23 protein-coding genes are annotated in these 26119 nt (G+C 71.3%); 14 read left to right on the forward strand and 9 right to left on the reverse strand.

Features of this window, described 5'->3' with window-relative positions; translation table 11 throughout:
• Window positions 1–62: 62 nt before the first annotated feature.
• The gene (locus tag ACJX2R_RS46580; protein WP_413105062.1) at window positions 63–413 is read left to right on the forward strand and encodes a hypothetical protein; all 351 of its coding nucleotides are present in this window, start codon (window positions 63–65) and stop codon (window positions 411–413) included.
• A gap of 43 nt (window positions 414–456) precedes the next feature.
• On the opposite strand, the gene ACJX2R_RS46585 is transcribed toward ACJX2R_RS46580, so the two are convergent.
• From ACJX2R_RS46585 to ACJX2R_RS46595, 3 genes are read right to left on the reverse strand one after another with little or no spacing between them, the layout of a single operon-like run.
• Window positions 457–1434: a DMT family transporter gene (locus tag ACJX2R_RS46585; protein WP_413106123.1), complete on the reverse strand. Its 978-nt coding sequence runs from the start codon at window positions 1432–1434 to the stop codon at window positions 457–459.
• A 47-nt stretch (window positions 1435–1481) separates the two neighbouring features.
• The gene (locus ACJX2R_RS46590) at window positions 1482–2087 is read right to left on the reverse strand and encodes a TetR/AcrR family transcriptional regulator (RefSeq protein ID WP_413105063.1); all 606 of its coding nucleotides are present in this window, start codon (window positions 2085–2087) and stop codon (window positions 1482–1484) included.
• A 32-nt stretch (window positions 2088–2119) separates the two neighbouring features.
• Entirely contained in the window at window positions 2120–3283 is a 1164-nt protein-coding gene (locus ACJX2R_RS46595; protein WP_413105064.1) for an MFS transporter, read from the reverse strand.
• A 103-nt stretch (window positions 3284–3386) separates the two neighbouring features.
• On the opposite strand from ACJX2R_RS46595, the gene ACJX2R_RS46600 reads away from it, so the two are divergent.
• Window positions 3387–4373: an ArsR/SmtB family transcription factor gene (locus ACJX2R_RS46600; RefSeq protein WP_413105065.1), complete on the forward strand. Its 987-nt coding sequence runs from the start codon at window positions 3387–3389 to the stop codon at window positions 4371–4373.
• A 4-nt stretch (window positions 4374–4377) separates the two neighbouring features.
• Here the strand turns inward: ACJX2R_RS46600 and ACJX2R_RS46605 are convergent, their stop codons facing one another.
• The gene (locus ACJX2R_RS46605; protein WP_413105066.1) at window positions 4378–5769 is read right to left on the reverse strand and encodes a cytochrome P450; all 1392 of its coding nucleotides are present in this window, start codon (window positions 5767–5769) and stop codon (window positions 4378–4380) included.
• 401 nt (window positions 5770–6170) lie between these two features.
• On the opposite strand from ACJX2R_RS46605, the gene ACJX2R_RS46610 reads away from it, so the two are divergent.
• The 11 genes from ACJX2R_RS46610 to ACJX2R_RS46660 all read left to right on the forward strand — a co-directional run bounded on the left by ACJX2R_RS46610 (window position 6171) and on the right by ACJX2R_RS46660 (window position 19559).
• Window positions 6171–8930 (forward strand): phosphoenolpyruvate synthase, encoded by a 2760-nt coding sequence (locus tag ACJX2R_RS46610; RefSeq protein ID WP_413105067.1) that lies wholly within the window; start codon window positions 6171–6173, stop codon window positions 8928–8930.
• Window positions 8923–10644 carry an AMP-binding protein gene (locus ACJX2R_RS46615; protein ID WP_413105068.1) on the forward strand — a complete coding sequence of 574 codons (1722 nt, stop codon included), beginning with the start codon at window positions 8923–8925 and terminating at the stop codon, window positions 10642–10644. Before ACJX2R_RS46610 ends, ACJX2R_RS46615 begins: the two co-directional genes overlap by 8 nt.
• Window positions 10641–12296, forward strand: a complete 1656-nt coding sequence (locus tag ACJX2R_RS46620; RefSeq protein ID WP_413105069.1) for a hypothetical protein — start codon at window positions 10641–10643, stop codon at window positions 12294–12296. The genes ACJX2R_RS46615 and ACJX2R_RS46620 overlap by 4 nt, the downstream gene beginning before the upstream one ends.
• Window positions 12297–12312: 16 nt before the next feature.
• On the forward strand, window positions 12313–12654 hold the full coding sequence (locus ACJX2R_RS46625; protein WP_413105070.1) for a hypothetical protein: 342 nt from the start codon (window positions 12313–12315) through the stop codon (window positions 12652–12654).
• Window positions 12651–13805, forward strand: a complete 1155-nt coding sequence (locus ACJX2R_RS46630; protein WP_413105071.1) for an SDR family oxidoreductase — start codon at window positions 12651–12653, stop codon at window positions 13803–13805. Before ACJX2R_RS46625 ends, ACJX2R_RS46630 begins: the two co-directional genes overlap by 4 nt.
• The gene (locus tag ACJX2R_RS46635) at window positions 13802–14806 is read left to right on the forward strand and encodes a nucleoside-diphosphate kinase (protein WP_413105072.1); all 1005 of its coding nucleotides are present in this window, start codon (window positions 13802–13804) and stop codon (window positions 14804–14806) included. The genes ACJX2R_RS46630 and ACJX2R_RS46635 overlap by 4 nt, the downstream gene beginning before the upstream one ends.
• A gap of 15 nt (window positions 14807–14821) precedes the next feature.
• A complete protein-coding gene (locus tag ACJX2R_RS46640) occupies window positions 14822–15811 on the forward strand; it encodes a ScbA/BarX family gamma-butyrolactone biosynthesis protein (RefSeq protein ID WP_413105073.1) in 990 nt (329 codons plus the stop codon).
• A gap of 61 nt (window positions 15812–15872) precedes the next feature.
• Window positions 15873–16772 (forward strand): UbiA family prenyltransferase, encoded by a 900-nt coding sequence (locus tag ACJX2R_RS46645; protein ID WP_413106124.1) that lies wholly within the window; start codon window positions 15873–15875, stop codon window positions 16770–16772.
• 5 nt (window positions 16773–16777) lie between these two features.
• Entirely contained in the window at window positions 16778–18043 is a 1266-nt protein-coding gene (locus ACJX2R_RS46650) for an amidohydrolase family protein (protein ID WP_413106125.1), read from the forward strand.
• An 88-nt stretch (window positions 18044–18131) separates the two neighbouring features.
• The gene (locus ACJX2R_RS46655) at window positions 18132–18995 is read left to right on the forward strand and encodes an SAM-dependent methyltransferase (RefSeq protein ID WP_413105074.1); all 864 of its coding nucleotides are present in this window, start codon (window positions 18132–18134) and stop codon (window positions 18993–18995) included.
• Window positions 18996–19100: 105 nt separating this feature from the next.
• A complete protein-coding gene (locus ACJX2R_RS46660) occupies window positions 19101–19559 on the forward strand; it encodes a MarR family winged helix-turn-helix transcriptional regulator (RefSeq protein ID WP_413106126.1) in 459 nt (152 codons plus the stop codon).
• A gap of 44 nt (window positions 19560–19603) precedes the next feature.
• Here the strand turns inward: ACJX2R_RS46660 and ACJX2R_RS46665 are convergent, their stop codons facing one another.
• From ACJX2R_RS46665 to fae, 5 genes are all read right to left on the reverse strand, one after another.
• The gene (locus ACJX2R_RS46665; RefSeq protein WP_413105075.1) at window positions 19604–20773 is read right to left on the reverse strand and encodes an iron-containing alcohol dehydrogenase family protein; all 1170 of its coding nucleotides are present in this window, start codon (window positions 20771–20773) and stop codon (window positions 19604–19606) included.
• A gap of 46 nt (window positions 20774–20819) precedes the next feature.
• On the reverse strand, window positions 20820–21755 hold the full coding sequence (locus ACJX2R_RS46670) for an NAD(P)-dependent oxidoreductase (RefSeq protein WP_262703413.1): 936 nt from the start codon (window positions 21753–21755) through the stop codon (window positions 20820–20822).
• A gap of 81 nt (window positions 21756–21836) precedes the next feature.
• Window positions 21837–23357: an aldehyde dehydrogenase gene (locus ACJX2R_RS46675; protein ID WP_413105076.1), complete on the reverse strand. Its 1521-nt coding sequence runs from the start codon at window positions 23355–23357 to the stop codon at window positions 21837–21839.
• Window positions 23354–24466 carry a mandelate racemase/muconate lactonizing enzyme family protein gene (locus ACJX2R_RS46680; protein ID WP_413105077.1) on the reverse strand — a complete coding sequence of 371 codons (1113 nt, stop codon included), beginning with the start codon at window positions 24464–24466 and terminating at the stop codon, window positions 23354–23356. The genes ACJX2R_RS46675 and ACJX2R_RS46680 overlap by 4 nt, the downstream gene beginning before the upstream one ends.
• Window positions 24463–25002, reverse strand: coding sequence for a formaldehyde-activating enzyme (fae, locus tag ACJX2R_RS46685; RefSeq protein WP_413105078.1), 540 nt, complete (start codon window positions 25000–25002; stop codon window positions 24463–24465). Before fae ends, ACJX2R_RS46680 begins: the two co-directional genes overlap by 4 nt.
• 201 nt (window positions 25003–25203) lie before the next feature.
• Between fae and ACJX2R_RS46690 the strand changes: the two genes are divergently transcribed.
• Window positions 25204–26031 (forward strand): IclR family transcriptional regulator, encoded by an 828-nt coding sequence (locus ACJX2R_RS46690; protein ID WP_413105079.1) that lies wholly within the window; start codon window positions 25204–25206, stop codon window positions 26029–26031.
• Window positions 26032–26119 lie beyond the last annotated feature (88 nt).

The following is a 26119-nucleotide window of genomic DNA, read 5'->3' on the forward strand; positions in this document are numbered from 1 at the left end:
GCACTCCGCGGTCGGCCGGGAGCACTCCCGGCCGGCCACGGTGCCGTGGCGAGGAGGACCCATTGGGCGAGGACGATCCACACATCCATGTCGAGTCGAAGGTCGTCCGTGGCGTGGCCGCCGTCCGCGAGATGATGGCATCCACGTTCGGCCTGGCCGGTGATCTGCCGAGCCTCGTCGATACCGGATGCGGACTGCGGACGCCGTACGCGATGACCTCGCCGCGCCCGGAGAACGTCACCTGCCTCGCCTGCCGTGAGCACGCGCGACAGGAGCATCTGCGCTTCGCGGACGAGGTCGAACGTCTGGGAGGGATGGCCGGATCGACCATCGGCACGGCCGAGGCCAAGCTGGCCGCCGACAGGCATCGCCAGCTCGCGGAGAGGTTTTCCGGCCCGCGGCGGGCCGAATGACATCACCGCACGGCGGACGCCCTGCCGTCGGGCCGGACTCTCGCTACGGCGCCGGGTCCGACTGGGCAAGGGGGTGCTCCACCGCCGTGCGCCGCGGCAGTGTCACGCCGTCTCGCCCCTGTCGCCGCTGTCCGGGCTGTCGGCGCCGCCCGGAGACGCCCGCCGGGGCCGTGAGGACGGTCAGACAGGCGAGGACCAGTGCGATACCGCCCCAGCCCACGGCGGGGAGGCGTTCGCCGATGACCAGCACGGCGAGTACGGCAGCGACGGCCGGTTCCAGCAGGGAGAGCGTGGTGGCCGTGCTGGCGGGCACATGCGCCAGCCCCCAGCCGAACAGGACGTAACCCGCGAACATGGGCACCAGCGCCATATACGCCCCGACGGCCATGTTGGACCCGGAGTCGAGCAGCGGGGCGCCGGTGACCAGGAGGACCGGCACCAGGAGCAGTCCGCCCACGCCGAAGACCGCGCCCATCGCCGCGCGTGCGGTGACCCCCTGGGTGATCAGGCGGTGAGCCGCCCAGGAGTAGAGGGCGTAGGTCGTGGCCGCGACGAGGCCCAGCCCGACACCGAGCACCGTGGCGGCCGTGGACGTCCGCTCCGCGCCGCCGGGGGCCCCGGCGGCTTGGCCCGCGCACAGCATGAGGGTGCCCAACAGGCCCAGGGTGGCGCCGAGTTTCCAGCGGCGCGTCAGCCGTCGCCGGTCCATGACGCGTTCGATCACGGCCGAGGCCAGTGGGGCCATGCCGATGGACACCACTGTGCCCACGGCCACTCCGGCCAGGTGCATCGCGCTGTAGAACGCCAAGGGGTAGGCCGCCACCGCGACCGCGCCGAGCAGTACGGTGCCGCGCCGGACACGCAGTCGAGGGGCCTGGCGGGCGATGCGGCCGGCGGCGACCAGGGCCTGGAGCAGTCCACCCAGGCCCATGGCGACGGCGCCGATGGCGAGCGGGCCGACGTCCGGTGCGAAGGTGGCCGCCGTGCCGGTGGTGCCCCACAGTACGGACGCGGCGAGCACGCACAACGATCCGGCGCCCGCCGGGCGGGCGCCGGGTCCTGGGGCCGTCACAGCCGGTCCAGCAGGGTGGCCGCCATCGCGCGGGCGTGCCGCAGACGGCTGTCGTCCCCTTCCAGACCGGCGCGCGCCATCGCGCCCTCCAGCAGGAACGCCAGGTGCTCCGCCATCGTCCGGGCGTCGTCGGGGCGCTCGGGCAGCAGCTCCTGGAGATGACAGGAGATCAGCCGCTCGACCTCCTCCTTGTGGCGGCGTACGACGGTCCGCCCCTCGTCCCCGGCGGGCAGCTCGGCGGCCGCGTTCAGCAGGCCGCAGCCGCGAAAGCCGCGCTCGTAGGCGAACGCCGCGTGGTCGGCGTAGGCGTCGAAGACCGCGAGGACGCCGTCGCGGGGGCTTTCGGCCCGCTCCAGCCGTGACCGGTACATCGCCAGCCACTCCTCGTGGCGGGCGTCGAGGTAGGCCCTGACGAGATCGGCCTTGGAGGAGAAGTTGTTGTACAGGCTCATCTTCGCCACGCCCGCTTCGGCGGTGATCGTGTCGATCCCGGTCGCCGTCACGCCGTCGGCGTAGAAGCGGCGCGCGGCGGCCGCCAGCAGACGCTCCCGCGCCGGCCGCCGCCTCCCGGGCTCCGTCGTCCTCACACCGGTCTCACTCATCGCATGCGTCCTGACAGATTAGGTAGGTAGGTCTACCTACTATAGGGGGCCGGCAGGTGGCGGACCAGGGCGAGGACGGCGAGAACCGCGACGAGTGCGCACACGCCCCACCAGCCGGCCCGGCCCCAGGCGCGTACCCCGAGCCAGGAACCCGCGCTGCCGCCCAGATAGGCGCAGGTCATATAGGCGGTGTTGAGCCTGGAGCGGGCATCCGGGCGCAGGGCGTAGACACGGGCCTGGTTGGCCACCATGCCGGACTGCATCGCCACGTCCAGCAGCAGCGTGCCGACCGTCAGGGCGGCCAGGCCCGGCGTCCCGCCCAGGGCGCCCAGGGCGAGGACCGCGGCGGAGAGGAGCACCCCGAGCAGGCACACGAGGTTCACCGGATCGGGCCCTCGGCGGTCCACCAGGCGCCCGGCGAGCGGAGTGCACAGCATGGTCGCCCCGCCGACCAGGGCGAGCATGCCGACGGCCTGGGCGCCGAGCCCGTAGACGGGACCGGTGAGGAGCAGCGCCAGGCACGTCCAGACGGCCGAGAATCCGGCGAAGACGGTCGCCTGGTACCAGCAGGAGCGGCGCAGCTCCGGCTCGGTGCGCAGCAGACGCAGCGGTTCGGCCAGGAGCGCGGGGTAGGACTGCCGGGAGGCAGGGGCCGTGGCGGGGACGGCGAACGCCAGGACGGTGGCGAGCAGCAGGGCCAGGAGCGCGGCCACGAGATACGGGGCCCGCCAGCCCAGCCACTCGCCGAGGGTGCCGCTGAAGGTGCGGGCCAGCAGCATGCCGCCGGTCGATCCGCTCAGCAGGGTGCCGATCACCGCTCCCCGGCGGTCGGCGGCCACCAGACCGGCCGCCAGCGGGCCGACGATCTGCGCCGCCACGGTGGTCAGCCCGACGAGAGCGCTGGCGGCGACGAGGGGCGGCAGGGCCGGTGCGCACCCGGCGGCGAGCAGCGCCAGGCCGGTGAGGCCGAGCAGGACGACGAGGAACGTACGGTGCGGAATCCGGTCGCCGAGCGGCACCAGCAGGACGATTCCGGCCGTGTAGCCGACCTGGGTGGCGGTCACCACCACGGCGGCCGAGCCGGCGGACACCCGCAGCCCGTCGGCCACCAGCGGGCCGATGGCCTGCGGGAAGTAGATGTTGCCCACCGCCACCGCGCAGGTGATGGCGAGGAGCAGGACCATACGGCGGCTCATCCGGCCGTGGTCCGCACGGGCAGGGGCTCTCTCACGGGATGTGTCATGGGCCGAAGTCCATGGCACCGGAGCTCCGCTGCCAATCGATGTAGCGTATGGCTTAATGATCAGCTTTGTGCTCGATGTCGAGGACCTGGCGGACACGCGGTTCGCCGTATCGCCCTTGAACGAGACGGTGTTCAGCCTGCGGGTGCTGCACGATCCGAGCCTGTCCGCGGTGCATCTGCCGTGGCGCAGATCCGTGCTGGGCCGACTCGGCGGCCTGGACACCGACCTGCTGATGTCCTTGGTGGCGCGGCGACGCACCCTTCCGGACTTCCTGACCCCACGGCCCGCGAGCTTCGCCCCGGCCTTCGAGGACGAACTCGCCGTCGTCCGTCAGACCCCTCCCGGCCTGGTCCGCCGCGATCTGCTGGCCACACACGCGCCGGACCCGCCGCCCCCGGCGCTACGCGATGCCACCGCCGCCGACGACGCGTCCGTCGCCGCGCTCCGCGACACCATCTGCGCTCTCCTGCGCCAGTACTGGGAGATCGCCGTCAAGCCGACGTGGCCGCGGATGCGGCTCGTCGTGGAGGCGGACATGACCTACCGTGCGCGCCAACTGGCCATGGGAGGCGCCCGCTCGCTCTTCGCCGATATGCATCCCCATCTGCGCTGGCACGACGGGGTGCTGCACATCGCCAAGATGATCAGCCGGCACCGGGTCGTGGCATCCGGCCGAGGGCTGCTCCTCCTGCCCTCCGTCTTCGCGCACAAGCCCGCGCCCCCGGTGAGCCCGGAAGAACCTCCGTCGCTGGTCTACCCGAGCCGTGGCGTGGCGACGCTGTGGGCCCCGGCGCCCGGCCACGACGCGTCCGCGCTCGTGTCGCTCATCGGCGCGCCCCGGGCGAGGCTCCTCGGCCTTCTCGAGGAGCCTCTGCCCACGGTTGAGCTCGCCCGCCGCCTGAGGGTGACGCCGAGCGCGGTGTCCCAGCACCTGCGCGTCCTGCACGCCACGGGGCTGGTCACCCGGGCGCGCCACGGGCGGCAGGTGTTGTACCGGCGAAGCCCCCTCGGCGACCGACTCGCCGCCGCGCCGCGCGAGTGAGGGACTATTCGGAGGGGGCCGGGTGCACGGGGCACCTCGGCTCCTCGCTTAACCGCGCCGGGTTGAGGGGCTGTTCGCGGGCCACCGCGACGGCGCGCTTCCCCGGGACCAGGGTGACGTGCCACATGCGCTGGGCCTCCGGCGCGGGGTCGGCGGCGGTCAGCTCCACCCTCCGCAGCACCTCCCGAATGATCACCTTCATCTCCATCATGGCGAGTTGCGCGCCGACGCAGTAGCGTCGGCCGCCGCCGAACGGCAGGAAGGACTTCTGTGCCGCCTGGGCGTCCTCGCCGAGGAACCGCTCCGGCCGGAACTCCTCGGGGTCCGGATACGCCTCGCTGTCCTGGTGGATGAGCGAGAACATGGGGATGGCCACCCACCCGGCCGGGATCTCGTATCCGCCGAGCCGCAGCGGCTTGTCCAGCAGACGCCCCGAGCCGGTGATCACCGGGCGCAGCCGCAGCACCTCCTTGACGACCGCTTCGAGGTAGCTGTCGTCCTCGCCCCGCGCCAACTCCTCCCGCAGCCGCCGAGTTACGTCCGGGGAGCGCATCAACCGTTCGAAGGCCCAGGAGAGGCCGGTCGCCGTGGTCTCGAGTCCGGCCTCCAGCAGGGTGAGCAGCTCATCGCGGATCTCCTGGTCGCTCATCGAGCGGCCCTGGTCGTCCCGCGCCCGGAGCAACCGCCCCAGCACATCGGTGGCGCCGCTGTCCTCCTCGTCCCTGCGCCGGGCGATCTCGGCGAAGAGGATCTCGTCCACCGCCGCGCTGGCCTTCATGGTGCGGGTCGTGGGCAGGACCGGTACGCGCATCGCCAGCGGTGACTTCTCCGCCCATGCCCGCAGTCGCGCGGGCATCAGGAACAGCAGCGGGGAGCCACTGGCCTTGGACAGGGTGAGGAGCAGCGCCCGCAGCCGGGCCAGCTGGGTGACGTCGCGGATCCCGAAGACCAGCCGCAGGGTGACCTCCAGGGTGATGGCCTGCATATGCTCCTGGAGCGCGAACGGCCTGCCGAGCGGCCACGTCCGGATGTCCTCCGCGGCGATCTCGGCGATGAGGTCCGGGTAGCTCGCGATGGACCGGCCGTGCAGGGCCGGGCTGAGCAGCTTGCGGTGCCGCCACCACGGCTCGCCGTCATTCGTGAACAGCGAATACTCGCCGAGCCACGGCACGTATCCCGCGCGCAGCGCCCCGGCCCGGTTGCCGTCGCCGTCCGTGCCGTAGATCTCCGCGGCGAGTTCCGCGGTGGACACCACCACCTGGGGCGGGAAGCCGATCAGCTGCATGCGGAACACCGGACCGTAGCGCCGCCGAAGTGACGCGAAGTAGTGGACCGGGTCGCGCATGCGCATGGTTTGCAGAAGGGCGGGCTGCCGGGAGCCGGGAGGGAGGGACATCGGTTTTCTCCAGTTGTCCAGCGTCCGCTCAGTTCTCCGGCGTCCACGAGGCAGTGGCCACTGGTGGCCACTGTGCGGCCCACCAGGGATTCGCCACCGGCCGGGGAGAACAAAGGGCGTGGGAGCAGGAAACGGGGCGTGAGCAATGGCAGGATCCTAGCGTTACCAGCTCACTACTACCCCCGGCGAACGCCGAGCACCAGGGGTGGTTGGCCGGCAATCACCAGGGAAATGCGCAGCAACCGGCCAAGGTGTCAGGGCGTCTTGAATCAAGACGTCATGAAGTGGCCTTGTATAAAGAGGGGGATCGCAATCGCCAGACCCGTGGGGTACGGTGAAACTTCCTCGTGATCAAGCGGGGTGTGTTTCGCGACATGCGTGCCCGGAGGTCAAGGAAACCGATGCGAGCCATAGTCGACGACAGCCTCCCAGGTGAGGCTGCGAAGCTGGCGGGCGGGAAGGGGAAGAATCTCCATGAGCTCTCCAGGAACGGGCTCGCCGTCCCCCGGTGGGCAGTCGTCGGGCTCGATGTGTTCCAGGAATTCATCGCGGCACTGGACGAGGCGGGACGCATCGAGGCTCTGCTGGCCGAGGTCACCCAGGACAATGTGAGCCGAATCTCCCGGCAGTTGGCCGAAATCATCGAGTCGGGGGAGTTGAGCGACGAGGCCGCGTCGGTCGTCGAAGAAGCGTATGCGCATGTGGGGCGCCCCCGGGTCGCGGTGCGCTCTTCCGGTGTCGAGGAGGACGGCTCGGAGCTCTCCTTCGCCGGGCAGTTCGCCACCTTCCTCAATGTGTCCGGGCTCCCGGAAGTGATAGTGCACGTCAAGAAGTGCTGGGCCTCGGCGTTCTCCGAGCGGTCGCTGCACTATCGGCTGCGCCACGGGCTGCCGCCGCGCGACGCGGGCATCGCCGTCGTGGTGCAGGACATGGTGGACGCCGAGCGCAGCGGCGTCATGTTCACCGCCAACCCGGTGACCGGCAACCGGCGGCAGTATGTGATCAGTTCCGTGTACGGACTGGGCGAGGGCCTGGTCTCGGGCGCGGTGGACGCCGACACCGTCGTCCTCGACGGCGCCACGGGCGCGGTGGACGACACCGTGCTCGGCGAGAAGCAGCAGCGGTATCACCTGGATCCGGCGGGTTCCGGATATCTGGTCGCCGAAGTGGAGCGGGCCGACCGGGAGAAGCTGTCGCTGGAGCCGAAGGACATGGCGCGGCTGCACGAGGCCGGGGCACACATCGCGACGGTCTTCGACACTCCGCAGGACATCGAGTGGGCGCTCGCGGACGACGCCCTGTGGATTTTGCAGGCCCGCCCGATCACCGCGCTGCCGGATGCGATCCAGCCATCGGAGGATGAGTTAGGGCCGAGCGAAGGCGAACTCCGGATCTGGGACAACGCCAACATCATCGAGAGCTTTTCCGGAATCGTTTCACCGCTGACCTACAGCTTCGCGGCCAATGTCTACGGCAGGGTCTACGAATACTACGCCCGAGGTCTCCGGGTCCCGCCCGCCGCACTGCGCGAGATCGAGGAATGGGCTCCCCATATGCTCGGCTATTTCCATGGCCGGGTGTACTACAACCTGCTCCACTGGTACCGGATGGTACGAATCGCGCCACTGTACAAACTCAACAGGAAAGTACTGGAGGTCGCGATCGGCGTCGAGGAGCCACTCGACGACGAAATGGCCGAGACCATCTACCCGTACACCTTCTCCTCCTCCTTGCGCGGCCGGCTGTCCCGCGCGAGGACAGCGGCCGCTTTCGTACGCCGCTTCCTCACCATGAACCGCTCTGTCGAACGATTCATGGCCTACTTCTACAAGGCGTATGAGGAGTTCGACAACGTCGACTACGACGCGATGGAGGGCCAGGAGGTCTACCGGCGATTCCGCGCCCTGGAGAAGGATTTGCTGGAGAAGTGGGGTCCGATGCAGACCCTGGACGCGACGATTCTCTGGTCCATCGGCGCACTCGCCCTGCTGAACAGAGGCTGGCTGCCCGACGCCCCCGAGTGGCTCACCTGGAGCGCCGCCAGCCCCGGCTCCCGGGTGGAGTCCATCGAACCCGCCCGTGCGCTGTCGGCCCTCGCCGCCACCGTCCGTGACGACGCCGAACTGAGCCGTCTCATCCAGGAGACCCCGGCCGCGGACACCTATCAGGCGCTGCGCGACGGCGGCCACACCGCGTTCCTCGCCTCGGTGGACGAGTACGTCGCCGCGTACGGCTACCGCAGCCTCGACGAACTCAAGCTCGAAGTGCCCGATCTGCGGGAGGACCCGTCGACCCTGTTCGCCATGGTGCGTGCCGCGCTGCCCGAGGTGGACACCAACTCCGGTGAGAAGGCCGACGCCTATCTGGACGAGCATCTGCGCGGACCGCGCCGGATGCTCTACAACGTGGTGCGCCGCAAGGCGCAGACCTCCCTCTACAACCGGGAGCGGCTGAGGTTCTGCCGCACCCGCGCCTTCGGCTCGGCGAAGCGGATGCTGCGCGCCATGGGCCGCGATCTGGCCAGGATGCGGGCGATCGACCACTGGAACGATGTCTTCTTTCTGCGTCTCGAGGAGCTGCGGGGCGCCTACGAGGGCACGACGGCGCACACCGATCTGCGCGGCCTCGTGGAGCTGCGCAAGCGTCAGCGGGCCGAGGACGAGCAGCTGTCCGCGCCGTCCCGGTTCACCACCCGTGGGGCCGCCTACTGGCGGGGCAATCTGGAGCGGGCCGGCTTTGTGAAGGGCGGCGTGGCGCGCACCGGCGTCCGGGAGCTGCGCGGCACCCCGTCCTGCCCCGGCGTGGTCGAGGCCCGCGCCGTCGTCACGGACACTCCGGTGGACGTGGACGGCGGAGTCCTGGTGACCTATCGCACGGATCCGGGCTGGGTGGCGGCGCTGCCGTCCGCCTCGGCGCTCATCATCGAGCGGGGCAGCCCGCTGACGCATGTGGCGATCGTCGCCCGTGAGCTCGGCATTCCCACGGTCGTCCAGGTCAAGGGCGCGGTCAGGGAGATGGAGACCGGTATGCGGCTGAGGGTGGACGGAGGTACGGGGGCGATCACGTTCCTGGACGACGACACCCCCGCCGAAACCGGCGCCGGGTCGGGAGCGGAAGGCGAGGCCGGGGCCGGGAAGGCGAAGGACGCGAAGAGTGAGTGACGCACTGCTCTCCTGGCTGACGGATCCTCCTCGGACGGCTGCCGGAGACCTTCACGGCCGAGACCTTCACGGTCGAGGCATCCACCTCGCCGACGACCGAGGTGGCTGGGAGTTCCACGGATACCCCGAACTCGCCGCCTCCGCACGGCGGGTGGCCGGATCGCTGGCGGCCCAAGGGGTGCACCCCGGCGATGTGGTGTGTCTCCTCCTGCCCACCGGATTCCCGTGTCTGTCCTCGCTCTTCGGGGTCTGGGCCGCGGGCGCCACGGTCTGCCTCATCCCCCCGCCGTCGTTCGCCGCCGAGGCCGAGTACGTGGAGCACGCGGCCGGGATCCTGCGGCAGACCGAGGCCGCCGTCACCATCACCGCCGAGGGCCTGGCCCCCCTGGCCGACCGGGTACTGGCCGCCGCGGGCTCCGACCGGGAGCCATGGATCTGGCGCGATGACGGCGATGAGATCCAGCCCCGCGAACCCGGCGAACTCGCCCTCCTCCAGTTCACCTCGGGCTCCAGCAGCCGGCCCCGAGGGGTCCGGGTCACCTGGGCGAACCTCGAGGCCAACCTCGCGCTGATCCGGAGCACACTCGGCTGGCGCGCGGGCGACGCCGGGGCCTCCTGGCTGCCGCTCCACCACGACATGGGACTCATCGGCTGTCTGCTCACCCCCGTGAGCGTCCAAGACGATCTGTGGCTCATGCGCCCCGAACAGTTCATCCGTGATCCGGCCCGCTGGCTGCGGTGCTTCGCCGTCGCCGCGCACACCGCCGCCCCGCCCTTCGCGTTCGAGTACGCGGCCCGGCGGCTCGGTGACCGGCTCGCGGACCTGGACCTGTCCGCGTGGCGCAACGCCATCGTCGGCGCCGAACCCATCAACCCCCGTGCGCTGGAGCACTTCGCCAGGCTCGCCGCACCCGCCGGATTCTCCCCCTCCGTCTACCTGCCGTCGTACGGGCTCGCCGAGGCGACACTCGCGGTGACCGTCCGTACCTCCGACGCCCCCGCGCCGACCGTGCGCGTGGACACCGGCACGCTGCGCTTCGCAAGCCCCGTCACCATCGACGAGGAGGGCGAGTTCGCAGGCTCCGCGAAGACGCCATCCGACGTCGAGGACGGCTGGCTGATCGGCTGCGGCGGAGCGGGCGACGGGGTGGGCGCCACGGTGGTCGACGACGAGGGACGGCCCCTGCCCGACGGCCACCTCGGCGAGATCGAGGTGACCGGCCCCTCGGTGACGAGCGGCTACCACGCCGGGCGCACCGGCTCCACGCGGTTCGTCGACGGCGGTATCAGGACCGGGGACGCCGGGTTCTTCCACCGCGGCGAGCTGTTCGTGCTCGGCCGCATGGGCGACAGCCTCAAGGCGCGTGGACGCAGCGTCTACATGGAGGACTTGGAGGCGAAGGTGGTCTCCGCGACCGGGATCGCCCGGGAGAAGTGCGCGGTCGTCGGCGTCGAGGGCACCGGCGGCGCCTCGGTGACGCTGTTCGCGGAGAAGGCCGAGGGCACATGGGTGGAGGATGCCACGCTCGTCCTGCGCAGCGCACTCGGCGACGACGTCGCCATCACCGTCGTCACCGGCCGCAGCGGGCTGATCAGAAAGACGTCCAGCGGCAAGCCGAGACGTCGCCACATGTGGGAAGAGCTGCGAGCGGGCCGCCTCAAGGACGCGCGTGTCCTGGAGACGGCCCATGTCACGACCGGGAGGCCCGTGTGATCCTCAGCGAGGACTATCTTCAGAACCTGCTCGACAAGACCATTCCGCGGATCCACTCCGTCGCCAACTGCGCCGTGGTCCTGGAGGGTTCGATCGCCGAGGGCTTCGGCAATTCCTCGTCGGACATCGACTTCCTGCTCATCGCGGACAGCGAAGCCGATCTGCCCACCATGCCCTCGCTCCTGTTCCTGGACGGGCGGCGGGTCGAGGTCAGGACCCGCTCCGTGCGGCAGCTCGCCGAGCAGTTCTCCGCGATCACGACCGACGCGCGCGACCACGTGGGCGCCGTCCCCGAGGATCTGCTGAACCGCTGTCAGCGCCTGTTGCGCAGCTTCCCGCTGCGCAATCCGGACCTGGTGGCGAAGGTCAAGGGGCTGATGTCCTTCGACGACTTCCAGGACACGATGCGGGAGTGGTGGGCACACCACGCACGCCAGTCGATCCGCTACGCGCTCGCCCTGCGGGAGCTCGGCCAGGAGGAAGAGGCCGCGGCATGGACCGAAGCCGGACTGCTCCAGGCGGTGAAGTCCTGGGCGGCGGGGCGGGGAGAGACCTATCTGGAGCCGAAGTGGCTGCCCATGCAGCTGGACCGCCTCGGTGACCAGCCGCTGGGTGACCGGTACCGGACGCTCGCCGCGCTGGACGCGTCGGGCCTCGACCCCGCCGCGTACATCACCGCGGGCGTCCGGCTCACGGCCGATCTGGGGGTGGCGGGCGCCGAACCCGACGCCGAGCGGATCACCGTGGCCAGGGCCGCCGGGGTGACCACCTGGCAGACCGGCGACCGTGTGCATGTCGTACGCGACAAGCAGGATGTGTTCGTCCTCGGCGACCGCGCCGCGCGGGCCTGGCGTTCGGTCGTCTTCGGCCGGCCCCTGGGGAGCGTAGTGGCGGTGGCGGACGCGTCAGGAGCACCACAGGCGGGCCCGCAGATCGCCCAGTTCCTCCGCTTCGGCCTGGTGAAGGTGGCCTGGAAGGGCGAGGGCCCGATCGTCCCCGCCATGCCGCTGGCCGCCCCGTCCGGCCCCGTCACACCGCCACCGGGTATCGCGCGGCCCATCGTCACCGTGGGCGGGGCGGCGGTCGGCGGTGCGGAGGGCATCGATCTCGTGCCCATGCCCGCCCGCCGGTTCAGCGCCGCCGCGATGGCCCTCGTATGGTCCAACGTGCTGGTGGAGAACGCCCGCGAGGACCTCACCGGCGCCCTGGACCGCGAGCAGTGGAGCGTCGCGGAACTCAGCGCCCGGAGGATCCTGCGGGCCGCGCTGCGCGGTGTGCTCAGCGCCTACGGAGTCAACCCGCTGCCCCCGGACTCCGAGGTCGTCCGCAGACTGTCCCTCCTTCCGGCGGGGGCGGACACCGATGAGATCCGGGCGAAGGCCCGGCACCTCGCAACGCTCACGATCGCGTCCACGGCCCAGGGCGGCGCGGCGCTCACCGCACTGGACGACTTCGTCGCCCTGGTCCGGCACACGATCGGCGCGCACGGCTTCCCGTCCTCCTTCGACTCCTCGGACGGATGGCGGCAGACCCTGGAGATCGGCTACGACTGGCTGCGCCTCGGCGCCCACCTCGACGCGGACCTGCCCATCGACGAGGCGAGCGATCTGCTGTCCAGCGGTGGCGCGCAGCCGCATCTCGCCACCACCTGACGCTGAGGGAGGAACGTTGACGTCAAGCACCAGCACACCAGCGCTGAACGAGGACGAGACGCGGAGCAAGGTGTACGCGATCGTCGGCGCGATGGCGCCCGCGGGGGGCGCCACCCTGGCCGACGACACCGCGCTCGTCGCGGATCTGGCCTATGACTCGCTCCGGCTCATCGAATTGACGCTGGCGCTGGAGGAGGGCTTCGGGCTCGGGGAGCTCGCTCAGGAGAGGACCGCCACGGTCACCACGCTCGGCGACATCGTCCGCCTGGTGACCGAGGCACGGCAAGAGACCGAGGCACGGCGGGAGACCGAGACACGGCGGGAGACCGAGACACGGCAGGCGGAGGCGGGCCGATGACGGAGCGCTCGAGGATTCTGGTGACCGGCGCGGCCGGGCTGGTCGGCGCGGAGGTCACCGCCCGGCTGGTGGCGGCCGGGCACCAGGTCACCGCCCTGGTCCACAACCAGCCGGCGGTCATACGCAACGACGGCACCCCGCTGGAGCCGGACGCCGTCACCCGCCTGCCGGGCGATGTCACCAGGCCCCGGCTCGGCCTGCCCGAGGCCGCGTACCAGGCGCTGGTCGCGGACGGCCTCGACCGGATCGTGCACTGCGCCGCGATCACCGACTTCGGCCTCCCCGACGAGGTCTACCAGGCGGTGAACGTGGACGGCACCGCCCATGTCCTGGAGCTGGCCCGCGCCGGGGGCGTGCCCCTCGTACACGTGGGAACCGCCTATGTGTGCGGTGAGCGCGACGGGCTGATCCGCGAGACGGAGCTGGACGAGGGCCAGCGCCTCGCCAACGCCTACGAGGACAGCAAGTTCCGGGCCGAGACCCTGGTGCACAAGGCCCAGGCCGACGGGGTGCGGGCCGCGATCGTCCGCCCCAGCATCGTCGTCGGCGACGAGCACACCGGCGTGGTGCGCGACTACAAGAACATCTACGTCGTGCTCAAGCTGGCCACCGAGGGCAAGGTGCGCTCCATCCCCGGCCAGTACGAGGCGCGCCTCGACCTGGTGCCCGTGGACTATGTGGCGGACATCATCACCGAGGTCACTCACCGGTTCGAGGAGGCGGCGGGCCGGACCTTCCACGCGGTGGGCGCACCGCTGACGCTGCGGGACTTCTCCGATGTGATGGCCGAGTACCCGCCGTTCCACGTGCCGAGGTTCGTCCCGCCGACGAGCTTCGACGCCCAGCGGCTGCCCCGGCGGGAGCGGGCGTACTACGAGCGGGTCATGACGCTCTACGAGAGCTACTTCCGCCGCCGGATGCGCTTCGACGACTCCCACACGGCGGGCCTGGCCACCCGCAGGCCACCGGCGGACGGGCAGGACTTCCTGCGGGCGCTGATCGACCACTGCCTGGAGACGGGCTATCTGGGCGCACCGCCCGCCGATGCCACCGAGGTGCTCGCCCGGCTGAACATGACGGGCCCGGACGCGACCCCCGCGGCGAACGGGACCAGCCCGGCCGCGAGCGATGTGAACGGAGCCGGCCGATGAACGACCACACGACGAACGGCCGGCCCTTCGGCGACGACATATCCCCGGCCCTCAGCTGCGATCCGCGCAAGCGCGTCCTGTTCGGCTCGGACACCTACTTCCTGGAGAGCGTCGAACAGCTCGCCACCCTCACCGCCGACGTCGACGGCTTCCTCCACCGGCACGCCGCACTGCTGCTCAAGCCCGACGCCGTGGTCAGCAGGCAGTTGCCGACGACCGTCGACTGGCTGGCCCGGGAGGGCTTCCGGATCGTGGCCGCGGAACGAACCCGCCTCACCCCCAACACCGTGCGGGCGCTGTGGTACTTCCAGTGGAACCTGGCCACACCGGAGCGCCGCCGTCTCGCCGATCTGTTCACCGACACCTGCGACTCGGTGGTGCTCGTGGTGCGCCGGGACGCCGACGGGGCCGAGGCCCCGCCGAGCGCACCCGCGTCGGTCGTCCTGACCGAGCGGAAGGGCCCGACCGACCCGCTGGCCCGGGTTCCCGGCCAGCTCCGCTACGCGACCGGCCGCTACAGCTATCTGCTGAACCTCGTCCACACCCCCGACGAACCCGCCGACGTGGCACGAGAGTTGGGCATCCACTTCGGCGCGGCGCTCCGGCAGCGGGTCTACGCCTCCGCGCTTGCGGGTGAGGACCAGTCGGCCCGCGCGCGTGAGCTCGGCGAGCGGTTGCACGCCGAGGTGCCCGAGCGGGATCTCTCCTTCGAACCGGCCGCGGAACGGCTCAAGCGGGCCGTGGAGGAGGCGGAGGAGTCCCTGGCCCCCGGCGCCGTCCGGGACGAACTGTGCGCGGCCCGGCTCGCCGCCCAGGACCAGACGGGCCACCGGCGGCTGATCGAAGCCGTCTCGCGGGCCGGGCTGCCGCTCGACGCCTGGGACACGGTGATCGTCGGCTCCCAAGTCCTGCCCATGAAGCGCAAGGGGCTGGCCCCCGTGCTCGGTGGAGTCAGCGTGTCCGACTGGCAGCACCACCTGGCGCGGTCGGCGGTTCGGTAACACAGAGGGGTAATCATGGACACGGTGGAATTCAGCCAGACGGTGCCGCGTGAGCTCGTCCACCGGCTGAGCCTGGCCGAGGTGTTCCTGACCGGCGTGCTCGCCCGGGACGAGGACACCCTCGACATCGGGGTGCAGATACCCCGCTCACACGCCTTCTACCGGGACACGGCGGGCTGCCGCCATGTCTACGACCCGATGGTCCTGGTGGAGGCCGTCCGGCAGTCGCTCCTCATGCTGGGCCACGATCTGTTCGAGAACCCCTTCGGCACCAAGTTCATCCTGCGGGACATCGCCCTGCGCGACACGGACATCACCGCGCTCGCGGTGGGCGACGTCCCCACCGAGGTGGTGCTGCGCTGCCGCATCGTGCGCCGCTTCCGCGGCCGCGAGGGCCTGAGGGGGGCGCGGCTGTCGTACACCGCGCTGATCGGCGACCGCGTCGTGGCCACGCTGGAGGGCTCCATGTCCTGGCTGACGCCCACCCAGTGGCGAGCGACGCGTGAGGATGTGCGTGCCACGCTGGGGCTGCCACTCCAGGCCCCGTTCACGGCCGGTGAGCCGGGGGAGCGGATCGGGGAGGCGCTGGTCGACCGCAGGGACGCGGCGAACGTGGTCATCTCCCCACTGGAGCCCCAACTCGCGCCCGACGGCGCGGAGATGGCGACGGCGGGGGTGCTCGTGGACACGGGTCACCCCGTGCTGTTCGACCACCCCCTGGACCATGTCCCCGGCATGCTGACCCTCGAGGCGTTCCGGCAGCTGAGCCTCGCCACCGCCGTGGAAACCGGGGCGCTGCCGTCGGCGTCGGCCGTCCTCACGGGGCTGAAGGCGCGCTTCACCGGCTTCGGCGAGCTCGACCTGCCGATCACCTGCGAGAGCGTCCGGGTGGAGGGCGACGGGACGAGCGCCGTTCTGCGCTGTGTCATGAAGCAGGCCGGGCACACCATCGCCGATGGCGAACTGCGCCTCACCCCGGCATCCGCGGAAGCGCGGCCGATATGACCGCCGCCCCCGGCACGCCCGACCGTCCCCTGTCCGGGAGACGGTGGCGGCGTTGAGCGATGTGCTGACCGCTACCCGCGTGCCGGCCCGGCTGGGCCGTTTCGTACTGCGGATGTTCCGCCCGCAGATCTACGTCACCTACGGTGTGCTGTGGACCCTGACCCTGGAAGGCTCGGCCGAGGCACTCTCCGGGCCCTCCTCGCACTGGACACCCACCGGGGCGACCGTCGTGCGCGCGGTGAGTGTGGTGCTGGCCCTGCTGTTCGCCCGCATGGTCGATGAGCAGAAGGACCTGGAGTACGATCGTCGGCACAACCCGGACCGGCCGCTGGTGACGGGCGCCATCACGGTGGCGGAGCTGCGCGGCGCGATGGCGCTGATCACAGTGGTCGTCGTGGTGCTGAACGCATTCGTCTCGGCCCTCTCCGTGCTGCTGATCCTGCTCGCCCTCGGATACACCCTGTTCCTGGTCGCGCTGGAGCGCTGGTCGCCGCGGATCGGCGAGGCGCTCATCGCCAATCTCCTCGTCAGCTACCCGGTGCAGCTGCTGCTCTCCGGCTACCTCTACGTCTCGCTGCTGACCGGCGACGCCATCGACGGTGACGGGCGGGCCGTCCCGCTGATGGCCATGTTCGCCTGCGCCTTCCTCCAGTTCGAGTTCGCCCGGAAGACCGAGTGGCGGCGGGACCCGGAGGCACGGCTGTACTCGGAGGTGCTCGGCCCGCGCGGCAGCGCGGCGGTGTGTCTCGCCCTCGCCGTGGGCGCGGTGGCACTCGGGCTCCTGCTCTTCGGGACGCGGGGCCTGCTGCCGGCGCTGAGCGTCGTCTTCCCCGCCCTCGGTGCCTGGCGCTTCCTCGTGCGCAGAAAGCCATCCGGGCTGATGCTCCCGGCGATGGGCTTTGTGCTCTTCTTCAACCTGCTGTGTTTCTACGGCTCCACAGCGATCGCGATCGGACGGTGAGAGAGGTGCGGCCGGTGATCATCGACAAGGTGCGGATCTTCGACGGGACAGCGCTGCTGGGCCCCGGGGCGGTGGAGTTCGCCGACGGGGTCATCACACGCGTCCAGTCGGAGCCCGCGGCGGCTTCGGACGCGTCGGCGTCGGCCGATGTGATCGACGGAACGGGCCTGACGCTGCTGCCGGGGCTGATCGACGCGCATACGCATGTGTTCGGCGCCGAGAGCAATCTCGAACTGGCGCTGGCCTTCGGTGTGACGACCGAGCTGGATATGTTCATGGGCCCGCCGGAGCTCACCCAGGCCCTGTGCACGGCGGCGGGCGAGCGTGCCGACCTCGCCGATATGCGCAGCTCGGGGCTGGTGGCAAGCGCGCCCGGAGGGCACCCCGGACATGCCATGCCGCTGCTGCCGACGGTGGCCGGGCCGGATGAGGCCGACGCCTTCGTGGCCGCGCGACAGGCGGAGGGCGCGCACTTCATCAAGATCATCGTGGATGACGGCGCGAACCACGGGATGTCGCTGCCCGCCCTGGACCGTGCGACCGTGACGGCGCTCGCCGACGCGGCGCGCCGCCGTGGCCTGCTCACCGTGGCCCATGTGTCCGCCGGGTGGTCCGCGCGGCTCGCCCTGGACAGCGGGGTGGACACGCTGACGCACCTTCCGCTGGAAGCGGCGCTGGACGACGCGTTCGTCAGCCGGACCGCGGACGGGAAGCGGGCCGCCATCCCCACCCTGGCCATGCTGGAGGCGTCCGCCCCGGAGACCTCCTCCCGGCCCCGTACGGGACGATCGCTGGCGCACGACCCGCGCTTCGTCGCCTACCTCCCGGACCACGCCCGTGCCGCGATCGCGGAAGGCCACGAGGGCCTCTGCGTGGAGAAGGAGTCCTCCGAGCACCACTTCACCCACGCCCTGGCGAGCGTGGCCCGTCTGCACCGGGCGGGTGTGCCCGTACTGGCGGGGACCGACACCAACTACCGGCCGGACCGCGCCTGCCCGGTCGTCCACGGCGCCAGTCTCCACACCGAGCTGGCCCTGCTCGTGGAGGCCGGGCTGACTCCGGCGGAGGCGCTCACGGCGGCGACCTCGGCGCCCGCCACGCACTTCGGCCTCTCCGACCGCGGGGTGATCGCGCCGGGCCGGCGCGCGGATCTCGTCCTCGTCGAGGGCGATCCCACGCGGGACATCACCCGCACCCGGTCGATCGAGGCGATCTGGCGCGGTGGCATCCGCTTCGACCGCGAGGCGTACCGCGAGCGCATCGCCTCATGAGCGGGCGCGACACGCGCGTGAGCGGAAGCGGCACGCTCATGAGCGAGGGAGAAGACATGAGGGACAACCACACGAAGCGGAGGACCACGTGACCGACGGACACGAGCGTCTGGCGGGGGTCAGCAGCACCGCGCTGTTCGTGGGCATCACCCGCGCGGACGAGAGCCGGCGCCCGGACCGGCTGTTCGAGGACACCCTGGCCACGCGTTTCGTCGACGCCGCGGGTCCCGAGCAGCGGGCGGTCTGGACCGAGGGGCAGGGAAAGCCGTTCACCGAGGCCATGGGCGACTACTTCGCCCTGCGCACCCGGTACTTCGACGACTACTTCATCCAGGCGTGCGCCGCGGGCTGCCGTCAGGCGGTCCTGCTCGCGGCGGGTCTGGACACCCGTGCCTTCCGTCTGCACTGGCCGGACGGGACACGACTGTTCGAACTGGACCAGCCCGATGTGGTCGACTTCAAGGAACACGTCCTCCAGGGCGAGGAGCCGCGCTGTGAGCGCGAGGTGATCGCCACCGATCTGCGCGAGGACTGGCCCTCGCTGCTGGCGAAGCAGGGCTTCCGTGCGGACGTGCCGACGGCCTGGCTGGTCGAGGGGATACTGGTCTACCTGCCCGAGCGCGACGCGGACCATCTGCTCGACCGGATCACCGCGCTGTCCGCGCCGGGCAGCCACCTCGGGGTGGAACATGTCACCCGGTCCATGGTGAACACCGACCAGGCCCAGGAGGCGGCGTCCGCCTCACCGGAGGGCATCATGGGCATGCTGTCCTCCCTGTGGAAGAACGAGATGACGCGGCCTCCCGCCAATTGGCTCGCGGACCACGGCTGGACCGCCGTCGAGGAAGCCCTCACCGACCTGGCGGAGCGCCACGCCCGACCCGTCCCTCCGGCGTTCGACCCGGCCCTTCCGGGCACGGGCCGCGTCCGTCTGCTGACGGCCGACCGCTAGGCCGGTCGCCGCCCGCCAGATGGCCGCCTTGACTTCAACTTAGGTTGAACTTCTACGGTCGATCCCATCGTCAATCGAGTGCACACAACGACGGAGGGACCGGCCATGGAGTACTCCCACAGCGACGCCGAACTGATCAAGCAGCCGATCGGATATTGGAGTTGGGCCGCCTACAAGGCCGTGGTCAGCCGCATCCAGGCCGCCCTCGCCGGGGTCGGCGTCACCCAGCCACAGTGGTGGGTCGTCGCGCAGGTCGCACGCGCCGACACCGTCAAGACCCGCGGCGAGGTGTCCGGTCTGCTCCGCAACTATCTCGACGCCGGTGCGGAGGTCATGGAGGCGGAGATCGACCGGACCATCGCCCTCGGCTGGATCACCGAGGACGCCGAGGGACGCCTGGGCATCACGGAGGAGGGCCGGGCCCTGTACGACAAGGCCGCGGCCCTCCAGGACGAGCTGTGGGCGGAACGGCACGCGGGCATCTCCGACGAGGAGTACCTGACGACCATGAAGGTGCTCCAGCGCTTCATCCACAACACGGGCGGGCACGGCTGGCACCACTAGCGCGTACGGCTGGCACCACTAGCGCGTTCCGCGTGTGGTGGAGATCAGTACGTGGTGGTGAGGATGTCCAGGACTTGCGCCGGATCGGGCGACAGCGGATTGTTCTTCGTCACCGCGTCCGCCACCGCCCCGGCGGCGATGGAGGGCAGCATGGCGCGGTCGGCGCCGAGCGCCCTCAGGGGGCGTTTCACCTCGACGGCACCCGCGATCTCGCGTACCCCGTCGATCGCCGCCCGCGCCCAGTCCCCGTCGGCGGGCGGTGTCAGGCGCATGGCCCGCGCCACTTGTTCATAGGCGTCCCGTGCGGCGGGAGCGTTGAACTCCATCACCTCCTCGAGGACGGCGGCGAGGGCGACGCCGTGTGGCGTGCCGGTGTACGCGGTCAGCACATGGCCGATGCCGTGGACGAGCCCGAGCCCGGAGAGGGTGAGCGCCTGGCCCGCGAGATGGGCACCCAGCATCAGCTCGGCGCGGGCGTCGAGGTCCGAGCCGTTCCGGTACGCGGCCGGCAGGGCGCGGCTGACCATGGCGACGGCCTGCGTGGCGTAGGCGGTGGAGATCGGGTTCGCGCCGCATGAGGAGAGCGATTCGATGCCGTGCACGAGGGCGTCGATGCCGGTGGCGGCGGTGGCGGGCGCGGGCAGGCCCAGGGTGAGCTCCGGGTCGAGCAGCGCGACGCGCGGCTTCACCGAAGGGTGGCCGATGTACACCTTGCGGCAGGCGGCGGTGTCCTCGATGACCCCGAAGCCGTTGGTCTCGGCGCCGGTGCCGGAAGTGGTGGGGATCGCGACGAGCGGTAGCCCGTCGCCCGCCTCCCAGAGGTCGTCGGCGTCGGCGGCCGTGGCGCTCGGGTTGCCGACCAGCAGGGCGATGCCCTTCGCCGCGTCGAGTACGGAGCCACCGCCGAGGGCGACGACCGCGGCGGTGCCGAACGCACGGGCCCGTGCGGCACCCGCGTCGACGTTGGCGGTGGACGGGTTGGGCGCCACTTCGTCGTGGACGGCGTGCTCAAGACCGGCGGCTTCGAGGGCCTTGAGGACCGGCTCGAGGACACCCGCGGCGCGCAGACCGCGGTCGGTGACGACGAAGGCGCGGTCGTGGCCGGTTGCCGCGATCAGGGCGGGGAGCCGGCCGATGCGGCCGGGGCCGAACTCGATGCGGCAGGTGGGGTCGATGCTCAGCGGTGTGGGTCCGCCGGGCCCGGAAGAGGTCATGGGTGCGGCTCCTGACATCGTGGTGCGGGGTGGCGTTGGCTCGTCGTCAGCCCGCGACGGTCGCGCCCACCGGCGCGGTGGCCTGGAGGGCCAGCCGGAACTCCTGCCCGGCGAGGGCCTCGTAGAGGCGGACGGGGCTCATCTCGCCCGCGAGATCGCCGTGCTCGGTCCTGGAGCGGCGGAAGATCTGCTCGACCACCGCCGACAGCTCGGTGGGCACGCCCAGGTCGCGGCCGAGGTCGATGGCCAGACCGAGATCCTTGCAGGCGAGGACCATGGCGAAGGAGTCGTCGTAGTCGCCCTCGGTGAGGACGCGGAGGAAGTCGTGCTCCAGGAAGTAGGACGCGGCGGAGCTCTTGAGCAGGGAATCACGCAGCAGCCCGAGGTCCACGCCCGCCTTGGCGCCCATCGCGAACACCTCAGACGTGGCCACGAGCTTGCTGAACCACAACAGGTTGAGCAGCAGCTTGACCGTGTAACCGGCGCCGAGCGGGCCGACGTGCAGGATCCGCTTCGGGTCGCCCATCGCCTCCAGCGCGGGAAGCGCGGCCCGGAAGTCGTCCTCGGCGCCGCCGACGAAGATTTGCAGGGTGCCGGAGTCGGCGCCGTGCGACATCCCGCAGACGGGCGCGTCGAGCCGGCGCACCCGCCGGGCGTCCAGCACCTCGGCGGCGATCCGCTCGGCGGCCGCCGGGGTCGAGGTCGACATGTCGATCCACAGGGCTCCCGGCGCCAGGGCCGCGGCGGCGCCGCCGCGCAGCAGGACGTCCTCGACGACACGCGGCGTCGGCAGGCTGGTGATCAGGAGTTCCACGCCGTCCGCGCAGGCGGCGGGCGTGTCGGCCCATGCGGCGCCGAGCGCGAGATGCTCCGCGGCGGCCTCGGGGCGGACGTCGTGCACGGTGACCTGGTGACCCGCCTGGATCAGGTGGCGGGCCATGTGGCGACCCATGTTGCCCAGGCCGATGAAACCGATCCTCATCGTTGTCCTCGCTGTGGTGAGAAGAGAAGAGAAGGTAAAGGGAGAGGGGCGTTGTGGAGGCGGCCGGGAACCGTGCCCGGTTCAGGCCAGGTTGACCCAGGTGGTCTTCAGCGCGGTGTACGCGTCCCAAGCGTGCAGGGACTTGTCACGGCCCGCGCCGGTGGCCTTGAAGCCGCCGAACGGGGTGATGACATCGCTGGCGTCGAAGGTGTTGATCCAGACCGTCCCGGCCCGCAGCCGTTTGGCGGCGCGGTGGGCGACGGCCACGTCACGGGTCCATACGGAGGCGACGAGCCCGTAGTCGCTCTCGTTGGCCAGCCGGATCCCCTCGTCGGCGTCGCCGTCGAAGGAGACGACGGCCAGGACCGGGCCGAAGATCTCCCGCTGGGCGACGGCGGAGGTGTTCACCACCCCGTCCAGGACGGTCGGTTCGACATAGCTGCCGCCCGATTCGGTGAGGGCGCGGCCACCGCCGAACACCACGGTCGCCCCGTCCGCCACGCCACGCTCGATATGGCCGAGGACCGAGGCCAGCTGGTTCTCGTCGACCAGGGGTCCCATGACGGTGGCCGGGTCGAGCGGGTCGCCCATCCGGAAGGTGTCGTCGGTGATCCGGCGCACGGCGTCCAGGAGCCGGTCCTTGACGGAGGCGTGGACCACGACGCGGGAACCGGCGTTGCAGGTCTGCCCGGCGTTGTAGAAGATGCCCCAGGCCACGGCCGACGCGGCGGCCTCGATATCGGCGTCCGCCAGCACGAGCTGGGGCGACTTGCCACCCGCCTCGACGGCCACCTGCTTGCCGTTGGACTCGCCCGCGTACACCTGGAAGAGCCGGGCCACCTCCACCGAGCCCGTGAAGGCGATCTTGTCGACCTCGGGGTGGCGGCCCAGCGCCTGTCCGGCGACCTCGCCGCGCCCGGGGACGACGTTGAACACCCCGTCCGGCAGACCGGCCTCGGTGGCGAGCGCGGCCAGGCGCAGGGCGGCCAGGGACGTCTGCTCGGCGGGCTTGAGGACGACGCTGTTGCCGGTGGCGAGGGCCGGGCCCAGCTTCCAACTGGCGATGAGCAGCGCGTAGTTCCACGGAATGACCGCGCCGACGACGCCCAGGGGCTCCCGGGTGATCAGGGCGAGCGCGTCCCCGGGGGTCGGTGCCACCTCGTCGTAGGTCTTGTCGATGGCCTCGGCGTACCAGGCGATGGTCTCGGCGGCCTTGGCCACGTCGATCCGCAGGGACTCGGTGATGGGCTTGCCCATCTCCAGGGTGTCCAGGAGGGCCAGCTCCGCCGCGTGTCCCCGGATCAGGTCGGCCCAGCGCAGCAGGACGCCCTTGCGCACCTTGGGCGGGAGGTCACGCCAGCGTCCGTCCTCGAAGGCGCCGCGCGCGCTGCGTACGGCGCGGTCCACGTCCTCGGCGCCGGCCGCCCGCACCTTGGCGAGCACCGCGCCGTCGCGCGGCGAGTGGCTGGTGAAGGTGTCGCCGGAGAGTGCGTCGGTGAAGTGGCCGTCGATGAACGGCCTTGTCTCGAAGGTCAGTTGGTCGGCCGCGGCCAGCCACTGGCCGTGGTCGCGGGAGAGCAGGGCGTCGATGCCGTGCGTCATGTGATCCTCCACCGGTCGATCGCGTCTTCGTCCAGCTCGATGCCGAGGCCCGGCCTCGCGGGCACCTCGAGATCGCCGTCGCCGCCCACCCGCACCGGGTCGGCGAGCATGAAGTCCCGGCGCTCGGGGGTCCACCCGGGCGGGTCGTAGGGGAACTCGAAGTACGGGCCGCCGCCGACTCCCGCCGCCACATGCAGATTGGCCAGCACACCGATGCCGTTGGTCCAGCTGTGCGGGGTGAAGTGGCGGTGCTTGAGCTGTGCCAGTTCCGCCAGGGTGCGGGCGCGATGCATGCCGATCGCGAGCACCACGTCCATCTGGTAGATGTCGAGGGCGTCCTCTTCGAGATAGCGCAGCAGCTCGGTGGGGGAGTGGTGCATCTCGCCCGCGGCGATCCGCACCCCGGGGTTCTCGGCCCGCAGGCGCTTGAAGCCGGCCACGTCGCAGTAGGGCAGCGGCTCCTCGACCCAGAACACATCGAGTTCGGCCAGCCGTGCGATGGTCCTGCGGGTCCGGGCGAGGTCGGTGGCGCCCGCGGTGTCGCCCGCCATGCGCCACGACTGGTTCAGATCCACCATGATCTCGAAGTCCGCGCCCAGCTCCTCGCGCACCGCGCGGACCGCGGCGATCCCCTCGTCCACCCGGTCGCGGTCGATGCGGATCTTCATCGCGCGGAAGCCCGCCTCGCGGACCTTCAGCGCGGTGGCCACGCGCTCCTCGGGCGATTTGAGCTCACCGCAGGAGGCGTAGGCGGGCAGCGTCTTGGCCGCGTTGCCGAACAGCTCCGCCACCGGGCGGCCGTGGACCTTGCCGATGATGTCCCACAGCGCCGCCTCCAGCGGCCAGTAGTGGGCGCCGTGGAAGTTCGCGGTCTCGATGGCTTTGACATGCCGGGTGATGTCGAGCGGGTCCTCGCCGACGAACAGGTGCTTGTAGGTGTCGAAGCCGTCCATGAGGTCGCCGGAGCCGATGCCGGTGATCCCCTCGTCGGTGTGGACGCGGACGATCGTCGCGTCGAAGTGGCGCCGCGGCTCGGGGTCCCAGGCGGCCCGGAACGGCGGGTCCAGCTCAAGCCGCAGCCGGTCCAGGGTGATGTCCGTGATCTTCATCGGGCAAGCGCCTCGGGGGCGGGGGCGTAGAACGGATTGGCCGGGCCTTCCCCGGCGACCGCGAGGACATCGGCCACGGTCGGGGTGGCGTTCACCGCGGCCCGCACCGCGTCGTACGCGGCGGAGCGCTGGTTGCGGAAGGACACGTCCAGGTCGTCGACCACCGGGTTCACCCAGATCGCGGCGATGACCAGCAGGTCGTCGGCCTCCTCCGCGGGCAGCAGACCGTCCCGGACCGCGTCCGTGACGCCCTGTGCCAGACCGGCCTGGGCGGAGCCCCACGTGGCGCGCTGGTGCAGCTCACCTTCCGCGGCGGCCTTCGACACGAACAGCGTCAGCGGCTTCACCGGGACCGAGGGCCGCACGATGGTCAGGAACGGGACGTGTCCGGCGCTGGGCGTGGCCAGCGCCGTGGCCCAGGCCGTCTCGACGGGTCCGCCCTTGCGTCCGATCACGACGTTCGTGTGCGCGGCGTTGGCACCCTCCCCGACGAAGGACTCGCCGATCAGGGCGGTCGGGGCAAAAGGCGATGGCATGGGATCTCCTGGATCTCCGGGAGCGAGGAATCGGCGGACCGATGGGATGAACCTCGCATTCGCCGCAGTTCATCCGGTCCGATGCGGCGAATCTAGAACCGCCGCCACCCCCTCGCAAGGCACCCGCCGGAATCGAAATGCCGGTTGCTCTCCCGACAACCCGGCGGCTGACCTGGGGCTTCCCAGGGGCGCGCACTTAGGATGGCGCGCGTGACGAACCTCCCCCCGCGCGGCACCGACGGCCCCGGAGACACCACCGCCCCGCGCGGCCACGGGCTGCGCCGTGACATCGACCTGCTGGAGGCGCTCGCCTCCGACGAGGCCCAGAACGCCGGCGGACTCGGCGTCGTACGCCTGGCGCAGCTGGTGGGCCGGGAGAAGACCCAGGTCTCGCGGGCCCTCAAGGCCCTGGCTGCCGCCGGGATCGTGGAGCGGGACCCCGACACCCTGGAGTACCGGCTGGGCTGGCGGCTCTTCTCGCTCGTCGCGCGGACCTCGCAGAACCGGCTGGTGCGCATGGCCGAGCCGGTGATGCACGCGCTGTCGGCGGACGTGGAGGAGACCAGCCATCTGTGTGTCCTGAGCGACCGCGAGGTGCTCACCCTGCTCTCGGTCTCCGGACACTCCTTCCGCGTCCACGGCTGGGAGGGGCGCGGAGTGCCCGCGTGGCAGACCTCGGCCGGGCGGGTGCTGCTGGCCGATGCCACGCCGGATGAGCTGTACGTCCGCTTCGGCACCACCTCCACCCCGCCGATTCCCGAACTGTGGGCGCTGATCCAGAAGGCGTCGCGCCAGGGCTACGCGAGGGTCAGCGAGGAGTTCGAGGCCGGTCTGGTCGGAGTCTCGGCGCCCGTGCGCGACTTCCGGGGACGGGTCGTGGCGGCGATCAACATCTCGGCGCCCAAGTCCCGGCTCGGCGACCGCCTGGATCAGGCGGGCCGCACCACCGCCAAGGCGGCGGCACGCGTCTCCGCGCTGCTGGGCTGGGAGCCGCGGCACACCCCGTTCCCGCGGGCAGGGCTCACCTGAGGGCGCCCGCGCCGGGCGGCTCCGCCCCGTCCCCTCCCTGTCGTATGCGGTGAGTTGCCCTGACAGCAACCACCATTGCGATCCGAGA

This window comes from Streptomyces sp. Inha503 (assembly GCF_047215865.1).
In the GTDB taxonomy this organism is placed as follows: Bacteria; Actinomycetota; Actinomycetes; order Streptomycetales; family Streptomycetaceae; genus Streptomyces; species Streptomyces lycopersici.